The sequence below is a fragment of the uncultured Streptococcus sp. genome, from assembly GCF_963525625.1.
Classification (GTDB): domain Bacteria; phylum Bacillota; class Bacilli; order Lactobacillales; family Streptococcaceae; genus Streptococcus.
Window position 1 is genome coordinate 1 of record NZ_CAURLD010000022.1, and the last position, 15,086, is coordinate 15,086.

The 15,086-nt window shown below is 42.7% G+C and carries 19 protein-coding genes; 12 read left to right on the forward strand and 7 right to left on the reverse strand.

The window, feature by feature from the left end; translation table 11 throughout:
• Positions 1–73: 73 nt before the first annotated feature.
• From zwf to RYK49_RS09935, 4 genes are all read right to left on the reverse strand, one after another.
• The gene (gene zwf / locus RYK49_RS09920) at positions 74–1,534 is read right to left on the reverse strand and encodes a glucose-6-phosphate dehydrogenase (protein ID WP_314830991.1); all 1,461 of its coding nucleotides are present in this window, start codon (positions 1,532–1,534) and stop codon (positions 74–76) included.
• A 174-nt stretch (positions 1,535–1,708) separates the two neighbouring features.
• Positions 1,709–2,527 (reverse strand): TIGR03943 family putative permease subunit, encoded by an 819-nt coding sequence (locus RYK49_RS09925; RefSeq protein WP_314830990.1) that lies wholly within the window; start codon positions 2,525–2,527, stop codon positions 1,709–1,711.
• A complete protein-coding gene (locus tag RYK49_RS09930; protein ID WP_314830989.1) occupies positions 2,524–3,429 on the reverse strand; it encodes a permease in 906 nt (301 codons plus the stop codon). The genes RYK49_RS09925 and RYK49_RS09930 overlap by 4 nt, the downstream gene beginning before the upstream one ends.
• The gene (locus tag RYK49_RS09935; RefSeq protein WP_002897213.1) at positions 3,426–3,563 is read right to left on the reverse strand and encodes an SPJ_0845 family protein; all 138 of its coding nucleotides are present in this window, start codon (positions 3,561–3,563) and stop codon (positions 3,426–3,428) included. Before RYK49_RS09935 ends, RYK49_RS09930 begins: the two co-directional genes overlap by 4 nt.
• Before the next feature lie 178 nt (positions 3,564–3,741).
• Here RYK49_RS09935 and RYK49_RS09940 point away from each other — a divergent pair, with 178 nt between their 5' ends.
• The 8 genes from RYK49_RS09940 (at position 3,742) to RYK49_RS09975 (ending at position 10,200) form a co-directional block, all read left to right on the forward strand.
• Positions 3,742–5,874, forward strand: coding sequence for a Tex family protein (locus RYK49_RS09940; protein WP_314830988.1), 2,133 nt, complete (start codon positions 3,742–3,744; stop codon positions 5,872–5,874).
• Entirely contained in the window at positions 5,861–6,295 is a 435-nt protein-coding gene (locus tag RYK49_RS09945) for a SprT family protein (RefSeq protein ID WP_314830987.1), read from the forward strand. The genes RYK49_RS09940 and RYK49_RS09945 overlap by 14 nt, the downstream gene beginning before the upstream one ends.
• A gap of 130 nt (positions 6,296–6,425) precedes the next feature.
• Entirely contained in the window at positions 6,426–6,701 is a 276-nt protein-coding gene (locus RYK49_RS09950; protein WP_314830986.1) for a PspC domain-containing protein, read from the forward strand.
• A 205-nt stretch (positions 6,702–6,906) separates the two neighbouring features.
• Positions 6,907–7,398 (forward strand): NUDIX hydrolase, encoded by a 492-nt coding sequence (locus RYK49_RS09955; protein ID WP_314830985.1) that lies wholly within the window; start codon positions 6,907–6,909, stop codon positions 7,396–7,398.
• Between the two features lie 138 nt (positions 7,399–7,536).
• Entirely contained in the window at positions 7,537–8,472 is a 936-nt protein-coding gene (gene hprK, locus RYK49_RS09960; protein ID WP_314830984.1) for an HPr(Ser) kinase/phosphatase, read from the forward strand.
• Positions 8,465–9,250, forward strand: a complete 786-nt coding sequence (gene lgt / locus RYK49_RS09965) for a prolipoprotein diacylglyceryl transferase (protein WP_002920747.1) — start codon at positions 8,465–8,467, stop codon at positions 9,248–9,250. The genes hprK and lgt overlap by 8 nt, the downstream gene beginning before the upstream one ends.
• 56 nt (positions 9,251–9,306) lie before the next feature.
• Positions 9,307–9,705 (forward strand): DUF948 domain-containing protein, encoded by a 399-nt coding sequence (locus tag RYK49_RS09970; protein ID WP_002897219.1) that lies wholly within the window; start codon positions 9,307–9,309, stop codon positions 9,703–9,705.
• Between the two features lie 15 nt (positions 9,706–9,720).
• A complete protein-coding gene (locus RYK49_RS09975; RefSeq protein WP_314830982.1) occupies positions 9,721–10,200 on the forward strand; it encodes a YtxH domain-containing protein in 480 nt (159 codons plus the stop codon).
• Between the two features lie 120 nt (positions 10,201–10,320).
• Here RYK49_RS09975 and RYK49_RS09980 read toward each other — a convergent pair whose 3' ends face one another.
• Complete coding sequence (locus RYK49_RS09980; protein ID WP_002894977.1) at positions 10,321–10,623, reverse strand: DUF3270 family protein; 303 nt, start codon at positions 10,621–10,623, stop codon at positions 10,321–10,323.
• A 130-nt stretch (positions 10,624–10,753) separates the two neighbouring features.
• On the opposite strand from RYK49_RS09980, the gene RYK49_RS09985 reads away from it, so the two are divergent.
• From RYK49_RS09985 to RYK49_RS09995, 3 genes are all read left to right on the forward strand, one after another.
• On the forward strand, positions 10,754–11,683 hold the full coding sequence (locus tag RYK49_RS09985; protein ID WP_185775406.1) for a peptidase U32 family protein: 930 nt from the start codon (positions 10,754–10,756) through the stop codon (positions 11,681–11,683).
• A gap of 218 nt (positions 11,684–11,901) precedes the next feature.
• A complete protein-coding gene (locus RYK49_RS09990; RefSeq protein ID WP_314830981.1) occupies positions 11,902–13,188 on the forward strand; it encodes a U32 family peptidase in 1,287 nt (428 codons plus the stop codon).
• Between the two features lie 72 nt (positions 13,189–13,260).
• Entirely contained in the window at positions 13,261–13,584 is a 324-nt protein-coding gene (locus RYK49_RS09995) for a CHY zinc finger protein (protein WP_002906115.1), read from the forward strand.
• 26 nt (positions 13,585–13,610) lie between these two features.
• Here the strand turns inward: RYK49_RS09995 and RYK49_RS10000 are convergent, their stop codons facing one another.
• Positions 13,611–13,967 (reverse strand): hypothetical protein, encoded by a 357-nt coding sequence (locus RYK49_RS10000; protein WP_002899965.1) that lies wholly within the window; start codon positions 13,965–13,967, stop codon positions 13,611–13,613.
• Positions 13,968–14,057: 90 nt separating this feature from the next.
• On the opposite strand from RYK49_RS10000, the gene RYK49_RS10005 reads away from it, so the two are divergent.
• Positions 14,058–14,270 carry a YdbC family protein gene (locus RYK49_RS10005; protein WP_002897227.1) on the forward strand — a complete coding sequence of 71 codons (213 nt, stop codon included), beginning with the start codon at positions 14,058–14,060 and terminating at the stop codon, positions 14,268–14,270.
• A 24-nt stretch (positions 14,271–14,294) separates the two neighbouring features.
• Here RYK49_RS10005 and RYK49_RS10010 read toward each other — a convergent pair whose 3' ends face one another.
• Positions 14,295–14,840 carry a biotin transporter BioY gene (locus RYK49_RS10010; protein ID WP_002906117.1) on the reverse strand — a complete coding sequence of 182 codons (546 nt, stop codon included), beginning with the start codon at positions 14,838–14,840 and terminating at the stop codon, positions 14,295–14,297.
• Positions 14,841–15,086 lie beyond the last annotated feature (246 nt).

The window sequence follows — 15,086 nt, forward strand, 5'->3', positions numbered from 1 at the left end:
GCTCGACAATCCAAAGACAATTGAGAGGCTAGGACTTTTGTCCCAGCCTCTTTTTATGAATATTTTTTAAATCTTATTTTTTTGGAGACCACTGCCAGTCAGCTCCAAATTCTCTAAGGAGTTCAAAGGCAGCTTCTGGTCCCATAGAACCGACGGGATATTCATGGAGTGGCACTTCGTTGCTATGCCAAAGCTCTTCAATTTGATCAATCAGCTCCCAGCTGGATCGCACTTCATCCCAGTGGCTGAAGTTGGTTGAGTCATTGTTAAGGACGTCAAAGATTAATTTTTCGTAAGGATCAGGTGAAGCACCGCTGGCTGTTGCGTCTGTTCGATAGTCCAGAGAGAGAGGAGCTAAGCTGAAGCGCTCGCCGACCTCTTTGCCATTCATGCTAAGTGAGAAGCCCTCAGTCGGCTGGATATGAATGGTCAGAACATTTGGAGCTAATTCCTCACCAAAGATAGACTCCATCTGCTTGAAGACAATATTGACAAGAGTGCCTTTTTCTGTGAGGCGTTTACCAGTTCGGAAGAAAAATGGAACATCACGGAAACGTTCGCTATTTACGAAGAAAGCTCCTGAAGCAAAGGTTTCAGTCATGGAGTCAGGATTGACACTAGGTTCACTCCGGTAGGAGATGTATTTCTTACCTTTGACCGTGCCAGACTTATACTGACCGCGTATAAAGAAGCGTTTCAAGTCTTCTTTATCGGGCTGTACCAAGCGTTCAAAAACTTTGACTTTCTCTGCCCGAATGTCCTCTTTGCTGAAGCTTTTTGGCTTGTTCATAGCTAAGAGTGACAGGAGCTGCAAGGTATGATTCTGCACCATATCCCGCAGAGCACCAGACTGGTCATAGTAACCGCCGCGTTCTTCGACGCCTAGCTTTTCAGCAAAGGTAATCTGGACATTGTCAATGTAGTCACGATTCCAGATGTTTTCAAAGATAAGATTGGCAAAGCGGATAGCGAAGATGCTCTGAATCATTTCCTTGCCTAGGTAATGGTCAATACGGAAAATCTGCTCTTCATTAAAGGCCGCTAAGAGTTCTTCGTTAAGTTGGCTGGCAGTTGCCAAGTCTGTTCCGAAAGGTTTTTCGACAATAAGACGTTCAAATCCTTTGCCGTCTACGATGTTTTCAGACTTGAGGTGTTTGGCAATGGTGCCGAAAAATTGCGGAGCCATGGATAGGAAGAAGAGTTTATTGTGCTCGGCTTGGTACTGCTCATTGAGTCGGTTTTGAAGCTTGCGCAGCTCAATGTAGTGCTCGGTATCCTGCACATCATGGCTTTGATAGTAGAAGTGGCTGGCAAACTCTTGGGCTTGCTCTGGGCTATCAGCTAAATCAGCGATTGCCTCGACAACGACAGACTCAAAATACTCCTTGCTCCAAGGCCGGCGGGCTGTTCCAATGACTGCAAAATGCTTGGAAAGATTGCCAGACTTATAGAGCCTGAAGAGGGATGGATAGAGTTTTCTTTTGGCCAAGTCACCGCTGGCTCCGAAAATTGTTACAATAACTTTTGAAGACATCCTGATACCTATTTTCTAAATGATGTCTCTATTTTATCACAATTTTTCTAAAGATTGTATTCAGAAATTCGGTTTCTGAAAAGGAAGATAAATGGAAAGAAATCAACCGCTGCTTGAAACATATTCAAATACAAAAAATGAGGCTAAGACACGATTGTGCTAGCCTCGTTTTCTTTATTCAAATACCCGATAAACGTAAGGATTTTCCGGTTTTTCTACCTTATTAAAGCTTTCAACTTCTAGAGTTGGTAGGCTTTGCCCCAGACTTTTATGGTAGTGCATGGTAATTTTTCCCTTGGCATGAATCCAGGTATTATTCTCGAAATGCTGGGTATTTCCAGTCGTCAAGAGGCCATAGACACCTGAGTCGGCGATACAATGGATAATACCGAAGCGAAAGAGAAACTGACTTTTCTGGTCGCTGGGGTCATTGTAGACGAAGCCGGTGAACTCCAGCGTCTTACCCACAAACTCGTCGGGATAATCATAGATGACTTCCATGATTTCCATGTAGTTCTCAGTTGTGACCTGAATGGTATCTTGCTTAATATATTTCTTAGCGGCTGCCCGCATTTCTTTTTCGTAAGCCCCTTTAGTAAAGTAGGTGCTGGTGTCGGGCTTCAGGTATTGGCTGGTTGTGCCTTCGTCCTGCTGAATAGCAGTTGAAGTTCCCTCAGCCAGCGGGAAATGAAATCCTTTAGCCGAAACTGTTGTCGAATCCAAGGTTACAGTTGGAAAGAAAATTCCTACAAAAAGCGGAATGACAAGGAGCAGCACGCTGCCTAACTTGGCCCAGCGAGTGCTTAAATGACTGTGAACCTCCATCTTCTTCATCCAGATGATAAGCTGCACAACTGCCAAGACAAAAGACAGAATCATAGACAAGTAGGCCAGATAGGAATAGTGGAGATTGATATATTGATTTAGCTTGCCCGTCAGCTGCAGATACATGGTGATCTCAAAGTAGCCGACTAAGATTAGAAATCGAATCATAGCACTACCCCCATAAGCCAAGAGTAAAGAAAGACGGCGACGGTAACTAGGCTGATAAATTGCCAGATAAAGCGTGTCTTAAAGTAGTTTTTCATCATTAGCAGATTCTTGACATCTAGCATCGGCCCAATGACCAAGAAAGCTAAGACAGGCGATAGGCCGAAGCTAGCAATCAAGGAGCTCCCGATGAAAGCATCAGCTTCGCTGCAAAGTGAGAGCAGGAAGGACAGCAGCATGAGCAGGAGAATAGCAACAGCTGGTGTCGAGCTGATGGAGGTCAGGATTCTGGTTGGCACATAGACTTGGACCAGGCTGGCAAAGAGACAGCCAAAGACCAGATAGCGGCCTGTATCGAAAAATTCATCAATAGCCTGCACAAAGACCTGAAAAAACTTTTGTCCCTTACTGAGATGTGAAAAGTCATGCTCATGAACAGCCTTGCGATTTTCTTTCTGAATATTGCTATCCGCAAAGAAGCCCAGAAAAATCCCTAAAAGAATAGCCACGACCATAGAACCTAAAGCACGAAGCAGAGCCATTCGGAAGGAATTACCAAAGGCTGAGTAGGTCGCAAAGAGCACGATGGGGTTGATGACTGGAGCCGTTACCAGAAAAGGCACAGCCGTGTAACTGGGAACTTTCTTTTCTAGAAATCGATTTATAATGGGAACGATTCCGCACTCGCAAGAAGGAAAGACAAAACCAACCAAGCTTCCAAAGAAAATCCGAGCCCATTTGTTCTTGGGTAGGAAACGATAAACCTTGTCTGGCGTGACATACACCTCGATAAAGCCAGAAATAATACTTCCGATTAAGACAAAAGGCAGGGCTTCAATGATAATGGAGAGAAAGATGGCACCGGCTTGCAGGACACTGGCCGGCAGCTGAGAGAAGAAGCTCATTCTTTCTTATCCTTCTCGTTTTTAGATTTTTTCTTGTCTTCCTCAGGGAACTCTACCTTTTCCATCTTGGGCAGGGTCGCAAACTCCTCGAACATTTTGTCCAAATCGTCTGATCTAGTAAATTTAACAGCCATAGAGGCACCTCATTTCTAAGATAATAATTCTATTATACTACCAATTATCAAAAAATGAAATTTTGAAACATAGGAGACTCTTTGTCGCTGATTTACCCTAAATTTTTTTGTACAAATAGTACTAAATAGTTCTAAAACTGCCTATCTTTCAAAGCACTTGTGATATAATAGGATTGTTATGGAAAATATAAATATTGAAAAAATTGCCCAGAAATTGGGCCTTAAAGAAAGCCAAGTATCACAGGCCCTAGATCTGACCGCTGAAGGAAATACGATTCCTTTTATTGCTCGTTACCGTAAGGAAATGACAGGAAATTTAGATGAGGTCGAGATTAAGGCAATCATTGACCTAGATAAAAGCATGACTGCCTTGGCAGAGCGTAAAGCGACGGTCTTAGATAAGATTGAGGAGCAGGGCAAACTAACGGATGCTCTTCGCTCTGAGATTGAGGCTGCTGAGAAGCTGGCTGATGTGGAAGAACTTTATCTGCCCTACAAGGAGAAGCGCCGTACCAAGGCTACTATTGCGCGTGAAGCAGGTCTCTTTCCTTTGGCCCGCTTCATCCTACAGGATGCGGCTAATCTGCAGGAAGAAGCTGAGAAACTGACTAGTGAAGCCTTTCCAACATCAGAAGCTGCTCTAGCTGGAGCAGTGGATATTCTGACTGAAGCAATTTCTGAAGATACCAAGCTGCGGGCTTGGACCTATCATGAGATGCAGACCAATTCTTCTATCGTATCCAGTCTCAAAGACGGGGAGTTGGATGAAAAGCAGGTCTTCCAGATTTATTATGATTTTTCAGAAAAAGTAGCGACCATGCAAGGCTATCGTACCTTGGCTCTTAACCGTGGTGAGAAGCTAGGTATTCTCAAGGTTGGTTTTGAGCACAATCTTGAGAAAATTCTGCGCTTCTTTGAAGTACGCTTCAAGGTGAAAAATGCCTATATTATTGAAGCAGTTCAGCAAGCGGTTAAAAAGAAAATCATTCCAGCCATGGAGCGCCGTATTCGGACCGAGCTAACTGAGGCTGCTGAGGATGGAGCGATTCAGCTCTTCTCAGATAACCTCCGCCATCTCCTCCTAATTGCTCCTCTCAAAGGTCGTGTAGTACTGGGCTTTGACCCAGCCTTTCGGACAGGAGCCAAGCTGGCTGTTGTTGATGCGACAGGAAAAATGCTGACGACCCATGTCATCTATCCAGTAGTGCCAGCAAAGCCAGCTCAGATTGAAGCATCTAAGAAAGAGTTATCGGAGCTGATTGAACAGTTTGGCGTGGAAATCATCGCCATCGGAAACGGAACGGCCAGCCGAGAAAGCGAAGCCTTTGTAGCAGAAGTTTTGAAATCCCATCCAAATGTCAGCTATGTCATCGTCAATGAAAGCGGAGCATCTGTCTACTCTGCTAGTGAACTGGCTCGTCATGAGTTTCCAGATTTGACTGTTGAAAAGCGCTCAGCTATTTCCATAGCCCGCCGTCTGCAGGATCCTTTGGCAGAGCTAGTCAAGATTGATCCTAAGTCTATCGGGGTTGGTCAGTACCAGCATGATGTCAGCCAGAAAAAACTGTCTGAAAGTCTGGACTTTGTCGTTGATACCGTGGTTAACCAAGTCGGGGTCAATATAAACACTGCAAGTCCTGCCCTACTGGCCCATGTAGCTGGTCTCAATAAGACTATTTCAGAAAATATTGTTAAGTACCGGGAAACGGAAGGTTTGATTCGGTCTCGCGAAGCCATCAAGAAAGTGCCGCGTCTGGGCGCAAAGGCTTTTGAACAAGCAGCCGGCTTCCTGCGTATTCCTGAAAGTGATAACCTACTAGACAATACAGGCGTTCACCCAGAGTCTTATAAGGCTGTGGAGGAGCTCTTTAAGCGTCTGGAAATCAGCAGTTTGGATGAAGCAGCCCAAGCTAAATTAAAGGCTGTTCAGACTGCTAGTTTGGCTGCAGAGCTAGGCTTAGGAGAAGAAACCCTCAAAGATATTATTGCGGATCTGCTCAAGCCTGGCCGTGATTTGCGAGATTCCTTCGACGCGCCAGTTTTGCGGCAGGATGTCTTGGATATCAAGGACCTGCGCATCGGTCAAAAGCTGGAAGGGGTCGTCCGCAATGTCGTCGATTTCGGAGCCTTTGTGGATATCGGTATCCACGAAGACGGTCTTATCCATATCTCCAAGCTGAGCACAGACTATATTAAGCATCCTAGTCAAGTCCTGTCTGTTGGTGACTTGGTCACTGTCTGGGTGGATAAATTGGATGTGGAACGGGAGAAGGTTAACCTCTCTCTGATAGCACCAAATGAATCTAACTAACTATGTCAAGCGGGTCTCAGCTGAAGATTTTGGCTGGGAATTCCGTCACCAAGCTTATTGGAATAAGCGTCTCCGTACTACAGGGGGACGCTTCTTTCCTAAAGATGGCCATCTGGATTTTAACCCAAAAATCTATGGAACTTTTGGGCTGGAGACCTTTCGAAAAATTGTCCGCCATGAGCTGGCTCACTATCATCTCTATTATCAGGGTAGAGGTTACCGCCACGGGGATAGAGATTTTAAAGACCTGCTCAAGCGAGTTGATGGTCTGCGCTACGCTCCATCCTTGTCCGACTCGCAAATCTTTCTCATCTATGAATGCCTGAGCTGCGGAGCACTTATCCGTCGCAGACGCAGAGTCAATCTTCAAAAATACCGTTGCGGACGCTGTATGAGCAAGCTTAGTTTGTCAGAGGATTAGCAAGAGAGTTCATTGAAGAACTCTCTTTTTCAAAAGAATGAATATTCTAATCCATAATCAGCCTTTGGCCCGATTGTTTTCTTATAAAATATGGTAGAATAAAGTAAATATGATCATTGAGGTCTCTATCATGAACGTGAAATTCTATAAGTTGAAAAAGAATCGACTGATTTCCGGTGTCTTGTCCGGTCTGTCTGATAAATTTGATTTTGATCTGAGCCTAGTGCGCTTCCTCTTTATTATCTTTACTGTGGTCAATTTCGGCTTGGGAATTCTCATCTATATCCTGCTGGCTATGGTTATGCCCTATAAAGAAGACTTAGAAGAAGAAATGTACGGAACTGGCCCACGTAAACGAAAAGAAGTTGAAGCTATCAAAGACGATAAAGACGGCTGGTTTTGGTAATTCTTAATAAAATAGAAAATTTCGGGATGCACTCCCGATTTTTTACTTGAAGTAGGGAATGTTTTAGTAAGACATTTCTATGCCGTGATTTATTTTCTGCTTGCTTCTTTTAGAAAAAATCTAAAAAAGAAGCAGGATAGAAAACCAGGTAAATTGACACTTAAAAACATCACCAAAATATTAGCAATTTATCCAAGGAGGAAATATGACAGAATTTTGGAATGCTTATGACTTAAATCGAAATCAACTCCCTCATCTCCTGGTTCGAGGAGAAAAAATTCCTGGAGGACAGTTTCATCTCTGTGTCAATGTCTTGGTTCGCCATCAGGATGGTGATATTCTATTTATGCGGCGGTCAGCAAATAAAAGTCTCTATCCTGGCTACTATGAGTTCGGAGCGGGAGGCAGTGTGCTGGCAGGAGAGGATAGTCAGACAGCCGCCCTGCGGGAGTTAAAAGAGGAAACTGGCCTGGTTCCTGATAGCATCAGGCTTTTGGAGCAGGTGTGCTCTATCAAAGACCAGTGCCATTTCGATTATTATGAAGTGCTTGTGTCTGGCGATAAGAGTCAAGTCCGCTATCAGGCAGGTGAAACAGATGCTCATGTCTGGTTGCCTCTGAAAGAGGTCCCGGCCTTTGTAGAAAATCATCCTTGTTTTAAGAACCAAAAGAAAATTCTCAGCAGCCTGATCGATTGATGTCGCGGCTGTTTTTCTATTTTTACTAAAAAGTTGATTTAAATCAAAATATTTTTTCGACCTAAAATCAATCTTAAGGATTCTTTTGAGGTAAAAATTTGCTATAATAGAGGAAGACAAATTTGAAGGGAGAAGACAATGTCAGTAAAGGTCAAAGACCTCTTAAAAATGTCTCGTCTGTCTCAGGAGTACGGAGATAAAGTTTTACTGGAGAAAGAAATTAAAACTTCAGATATTTCTCGGCCTGGACTTGAAATGACTGGATATTTTGATTTTTATACACCCGAGCGGATACAACTGATTGGGATGAAAGAGTGGTCTTATCTGATGAAGATGAGCTCTCATAACCGCCATCAGGTGCTGCTGAAAATGTTCCAGCCTGAGACGCCGGTGATTATCATTGCACGAAATTTAGAGATTCCTGAAGAAATGATTAGCGCTGCTGATGAGAAGCAGATTGCTATTCTTAGAAGCAAAACCTCTACTAGTCGCTTGTCTGGAGAAATTTCCAGCTACCTTGATTCTCGGCTGGCTGAGAGAACCAGCGTTCATGGTGTTCTGATGGATATCTATGGCATGGGGGTTCTCATCCAAGGGGACAGCGGAATTGGTAAAAGTGAAACAGGGCTTGAGTTGGTTAAGCGTGGCCATCGGTTGGTTGCGGATGACCGAGTGGATATCTATGCCAAGGATGAAATGACCCTTTGGGGAGAGCCGGCTGAAATCCTGCGCCACTTGTTGGAAATTCGTGGTGTTGGTATCATTGATGTTATGAGCCTTTACGGAGCTAGTGCTGTCAAAGATTCTTCTCAGGTTCAGATAGCTGTCTATCTGGAAAACTTTGATGTCCATAAGACCTTTGACCGCCTGGGCAATGATACAGAAGAGCTGGAGGTTGCCGGCGTCAGAATTCCGCGTATTCGGATTCCTGTGAAGACCGGTCGCAATATCTCGGTTGTGATTGAGGCTGCAGCGATGAACTATCGAGCTAAGCAAATGGGCTATGATGCTACCAAGATCTTTGAAGAACGCCTTACTGATTTAATTAGCCGAAATGAGGTGAAACATGATTGATCCAGTAGCTATCCAACTTGGGCCTATCAGTATTCGCTGGTATGCCATCTGTATTGTCACAGGCTTAGTTTTAGCCGTTTATCTTGCCATGAAGGAGGCTCCACGTCGGAAGATTATTCCTGATGATATTTTAGATTTTATCCTAGTGGCTTTCCCCGTAGCCATCGTGGGTGCCCGACTTTACTACGTGGCATTCGAATGGGATTATTATGGTAAGAATCTGATAAAAATCATCGATTTTTGGAATGGCGGAATAGCAGGTATTGCCATTTACGGCGGGCTAATAGCTGGTGCCATCGTTCTCTATTTCTTCTGTCGGAGAAGGTTGATTCACCCAGTCGATTTTCTAGATATCGCAGCACCAAGTGTGATGATTGCTCAGAGTATTGGGCGCTGGGGAAATTTTGCCAACCATGAGGCCTACGGTGCGGCAGTTAAGAGTTTGAACTATCTGCCTAGTTTTATTCGAGAGAATATGTATATAGAGGGTAGCTACAGACAGCCAACTTTCCTCTATGAATCTGTATGGAACCTAATTGGCTTTATATTGATTATTGTTCTCCGCCGTCGGCCTAAGTTGCTGAGGCAGGGAGAAATCGCCGCCTTCTATCTGATTTGGTATGGATTTGGTCGGATGATCATTGAGGGTATGCGGACGGATAGTCTTATGTTTGCTGGTCTGCGTGTTTCACAATGGCTGTCGCTGATTCTTATTTTTGTAGGAATCGGCATCATCATTTACCAAAGAAAAAAGAAAGCCCCTTATTATCAAGAATAAGAAAGCTTAGAGACGCTGACTCTTGTCAGAGATGTCTGCAATGAAAGGAGAGAAATATGATAATTGAAATTGCTTATGCATTACTAGCGGTAGCGCTCATTATCTTCGTGATTTACTTGACGATTACTGTCAAAAATCTGGGCGAAAAAGCTGGTAAGATGCTAGATGAAACAGAAAATACCATCAAGGTCTTGACTTCTGATGTCAACGTGACCCTTCACCAAACCAATGATTTACTGGCCAAGGTCAATGTCTTAACTGATGACATCAATCAAAAAGTCGCAACCATTGATCCTTTGTTTACAGCTGTTGCGGATCTGTCTGAGTCCGTTTCAGATTTAAACGTTCAGGCGCGTACGCTGAGTAAAAAAGCAGTGTCTGCTGGTAAGGGAACAGTCAAAACAACAGCTGGTTTATCTGCTTTGCGTTTTGCTTCAAAATTGTTTAAAAAATAAGAAAGAAGGTCTATTATGGGAAAATTTTCATCACTGTTATTGGGCGCCGTTACTGGTGCAGCTGCTGCCTATTTTCTGACTAGTAAGAAAGGAAAGGAAACGACAGATAAGGTTCGGGACTTTGTTAAGGAATATCAAGAAAATCCTGATGATATACACGAAGCTGTCGTTCAGTCCGCTAAAGACTTTTCAAATCAAGCTGTCAGTGCAATTCAACAAACCAAAGAAAAGGTTGAGAAAGGCGAGATTACAACTGAAACAGTCATCGAATCTGTCAAAGAAACGACCAAGTCAGTCGTTGACTACTCGCAAGATAAGTTTAACGAAATCAAAGAAAAATTTGAGAAAGAAGAAAGTAGCTTAGCTGAGGAAGAAGCTGTGATCTTCGAAGAGGAAGAAGAACCTTCAGAAGAAATCATCATTGACTTCGGAGCAGAAGCGACAGAAGGACAAGAAGAAAAGGCTGTTGAAACAGACAGTCAAGAAGAAAAATAAAACAAAGAAGACTAGCAATTTTGCTAGTCTTCTTTGTTTACAAGAATGAAAAAAGAACCGAGGACTTAAAGCGTCGTCGGTTTTTCTTATATTTTAAAATCGTAGAATCACAAGGTTGGTTTATTTGCTAGTTTGGCGTTTCTTTGCGAACAGGCGATAAGATTGAATGCTAATCAGGCTGGAAGCAATGGCCAAAGTGAAGGACATAAATGTATTCATTTTTAAACTCAAAAATACAAAGCTAAACAAAACTGTCAAGACACAGAACACAGCAATATTTAAGAAGAAAAAGAGTTCACTTAATCTTGGTGATGTTTCTGCTTCAGGTAAGTACTCTTGATAGAGTGGTGTTTGTTCAGATTCAATTTCTTGGTAGTAGTAGTCAGTTGGGTCATCATATTGTTGGTATTTTCTTACGTGCATAATTCTCTCTCCTTACAGTACCCTCTAATTCTACCATTTTTTTGCAGTTTTAAATATTACAAAAGAGTTACAAAACGAATAAATTCGAATGAAAAACCACTCCTTTATATTTTTTTGCTATAATGGTTTTATGAAAAAGATAATTATTACAGCAACAGCTGAAAGTATAGAACAAGTTGAGGAACTTTTGGAGGCAAATGTCGATCGAATTTATGTCGGTGAGAAAAATTACGGCCTTCGTTTGCCTCATAATTTTAGTTTAGACGAATTAAATCGAATTTCTGACTTGGTTCACCAAGCAGGAAAAGAGTTGACCGTTGCGGTGAACGCGCTCATGCATCAAGAAATGATGGATAAGATCAAGCCCTATCTTGATTTTCTGCAGGAGATTGGGGCAGATTATATTACCGTTGGTGATGCTGGTGTTTTCTATGTGCTGCAGCGCGATGGTTATAAATTAAAGACCATTTACGATGCCTCGACCATGGTTACCAGCAGCCGTCAGATTAACTTTTGGGCTAAGAACGCAGGAGTTTCAGAAGCTGTCCTAGCGCGTGAGATTCCTTCTGCTGAGCTTTTTAAGATGCCAGAAATTCTGGAAATTCCTGCTGAAGTCTTGGTATACGGAGCTAGTGTCATCCATCACTCCAAGCGTCCTCTTTTGCAGAATTACTATAATTTTACTCATATCGATGATGAAAAGACACGGGAGCGAGACCTCTTTCTGGCGGAACCAAGCGATCCGCAGAGCCATTATTCGATTTTTGAGGACAATCATGGTACTCATATTTTTGCCAATAATGACTTGGATTTGATGACCAAGCTGATAGAGTTGGTTGACCATGGATTCTGCCACTGGAAGTTGGAAGGTCTCTACACACCTGGCCACAACTTTGTTGAGATTGCTAAGATTTTTGTTGAGGCGAGAGATTTGATTGAAGCAGGCAAGTTTAGCTCAGATCAAGCCTTTGTGCTGGATGAGGCGATTCACAAACTACATCCAAAAAATCGTTTTCTTGATACAGGATTTTATGACTATGACCCTGATATGGTAAAATAAATATTTAAACTAGAACTCCTTTTAGGAGTTCTTTTTTGAGAACAAAATTGATATTTACTAAAATAGGATTAAAAAATAGATGTTTTTTGAATTAATTCGAAAAATCTGAAAATTAGAATTGTGAAAATAATTCAAAGAACCTTGCTTTTAGGGGTAAATTACTATAAAATAATAAGGATTAGACATCAACACTTTTATATTGCAAATAGGAGAAAATGATGGCAAGAAAGTTGAAACGACCAGAGGTGTTATCACCTGCTGGTACTTTGGAAAAGCTAAAAGTAGCTGTTCGATATGGAGCAGATGCTGTTTTTATTGGCGGACAGGCCTATGGTCTGCGCAGTCGGGCTGGGAACTTTACCTTTGAACAGATGGAAGAAGGGGTTCAGTTTGCGGCTAGTTATGGTGCCAAGGTCTATGTCGCGGCCAATATGGTCATGCACGAGGGAAATGAAGAGGGAGCTGGTGAGTGGTTCCGCCGTTTGCGGGATATCGGGATTGCGGCTGTCATTGTTTCAGATCCGGCTTTGATTGCTATCGCAGCATCAGAAGCACCTGGTCTGGAAATCCACTTGTCTACTCAGGCCAGTGCGACCAACTATGAAACGCTGGAATTCTGGAAAAATCTAGGACTGACTCGTGTTGTCCTAGCTCGCGAAGTTTCTATGGCTGAGCTGGCTGAAATTCGCCGACGGACTGACGTTGAAATAGAAGCCTTTGTTCATGGAGCCATGTGTATCTCCTACTCCGGCCGTTGTACATTATCCAACCACATGAGTATGCGCGATGCCAATCGTGGTGGCTGCTCACAATCCTGCCGTTGGAAATACGACCTCTACGATATGCCTTTTGGACAAGAACGTAAGAGCTTGAAGGGTGAAGTTCCAGAAGAATTTTCTATGTCCGCAGTTGATATGTCCATGATTGACCGCATACCAGATATGATTGAAAATGGAGTGGATAGCTTGAAGATTGAGGGACGGATGAAGTCTATTCATTACGTTTCTACGGTGACTAACTGCTATAAAGCAGCTGTAAATGCTTATCTAGAAAGTCCTGAAAAGTTTGAAGCTATCAAGCAGGACTTGGTCGATGAGATGTGGAAGGTTGCTCAACGTGAATTGGCCACAGGATTCTACTATCATACTCCAACTGAGAATGAGCAGCTGTTCGGAGCGAGGCGTAAGATTCCAGAATACAAATTTGTAGCTGAAGTAGTAGCTTATGACGCAGACAGTCAGACAGCGACTATTCGTCAGCGTAATGTTATCCATGAAGGGGATCAGGTTGAGTTTTATGGACCGGGCTTCCGTCATTTTGAAACTTTTATCAAAGACCTTCGAGATGCTGACGGTAACAAAATTGATCGGGCTCCTAATCCGATGGAGCTTCTGACCATTCACTTGGAGCAGCCTGTAGAGGCCGGCGATATGGTGCGGGCTCGCAAGGAAGGTTTGATTAATCTTTACAAGGAAGATGGCACTAGCGTGACCGTCCGAGCTTAATCTTATATTCATAGGTGGCTTTTTAATCCAAAAGCCATCTTTATGAATAGAGATTTTCAGAGAGGAAGTAGCATGATTCAGGTTTATGGCGATATTCTTGATGAGGAGACTCGCTGCCAGCATTATCACAGTGAGAGAGATATCATAGCCCTTAAGTGCTTTGCTTGTCAGAAATACTATCCTTGCTTTCTCTGTCATGACTGCTACGAAGATCATGCTTTTCTGGCCTATCCTGTCAGTCGGTCAGAAGATCGAGTAGTTCTCTGCGGTCATTGCAGGACAGAGTTGACTATTTCTCAGTATCTTGACTGTAAGGATGCTTGTCCTATCTGCGCTCATCCTTTTAATCCAGGATGCAAGAAGCATCAATCAATTTATTTTCAGACAAACAAATAACTCTTCCATCCAGCTGGATAGAAGAGTTATCTTTTGAAACGACGATTGGTGATGCGAATGTCCTTCTTTTGGGCTTCACGGATATTATTGGGTACGAGACTGATTCGCTTGATGTCCTGCACGCGGATAATAGTGGTCATACTTTTCTTGAAATTCTTGATAATCAGCTGCAGGCGCTCGCGATCGTATTTAACAATATCGCCAGTGAAGCTTTTATCCAGAAAGATAACGTGGACACCAGATTGTTTTCGCAGAGCTAGCTCGATGGTACGCAGGATGCGGCCGCTGTCCTCTGGTCCTTGTTCATTCTTTTTGCCACTGATAAATTCGTTGGCTCTTTGTAAAATCATTTCGAGATATTTTTTCATAGCTAAAATCTCCATAACTTGTTACAATATATTATATAACAAAATTCCCTAAATTGTAAATTCTTTTACGAATTATTAGTTGGAAAATAAAACAAGAGGTGAAATATGGCAGAATTTACATTCGAAATCGAAGAAAAACTTCTGGTCCTGTCTGAAAATGACAAGGGCTGGACCAAGGAGCTCAACCGCGTTAGCTTTAACGGAGCACCAGCTAAGTATGATATTCGGACTTGGAGTCCAGACCACAGCAAAATGGGCAAGGGAATTACACTATCTAATGAAGAATTCCAAGTTCTCGTGGATGCATTTAAAAACTGATAGAGAAAGCTCTATCAGTTTTTTCTATTTCTCTGAAAAGTAGGGATGAAATTTCAGACTTTTAAAAATAGGAATGCTGATAATGGTGATGACAACCATTTTTAGCAAGTCTGGCAGGATAAAAGGAGTAAGGCCAACCGCGACTGACTTAGAGAAATCGAGTCCCCCCAAGAAATGTAGTCCTAGGATACCGCCGACAAAGACGAGAGCGTCACCCAATATATTGGCTATAAAAATCATATAGAAAGGACTATTCTTATGGGTCAGACTGGATGTCACAAAGGCAAAGAGTAAGTAGAACCAGAGATAACCGGCGCTTGGACCAAAGAGAGCCTGAAAACCACCGCTTCCTCCAGCAAAGACTGGTAGGCCAATAGCTCCTAGTAGCAGATAAATAAAGACTGACAAAACAGCTTCGCGAGGTTTGAAAATCGTTGCAATCAAACCGACAGCAAAAGTCTGCAGCGTGATGGGAACGGGACCAATGGAAATAGTTAATTGGGACAGGACAGCTAGGAAGGCAGCTCCGATAGCTGGGAGGGCAAGAAGAAATGCTTTGTTCTTGTTCATAAATAGTAAACCTCTTTTTATTTTATGGTAACTATTTTAAAAGCTAAATAAAAAAAAGTCAAGTCCTTCTTAATCGGACGAGACAATTATACAGACAGATTCTTATTTCCGTTTCTTGCTTCTGATGAGCAAGATGATGAAGGCTATAAGGCCAAAAATATTAAAGAAAAGAATACCCAAAGCAGCAAGAAGCTTTTTTGTTTTACTCATCTGTTTTCCTCGTTTTTGAATTGCTTTGTTCTATCA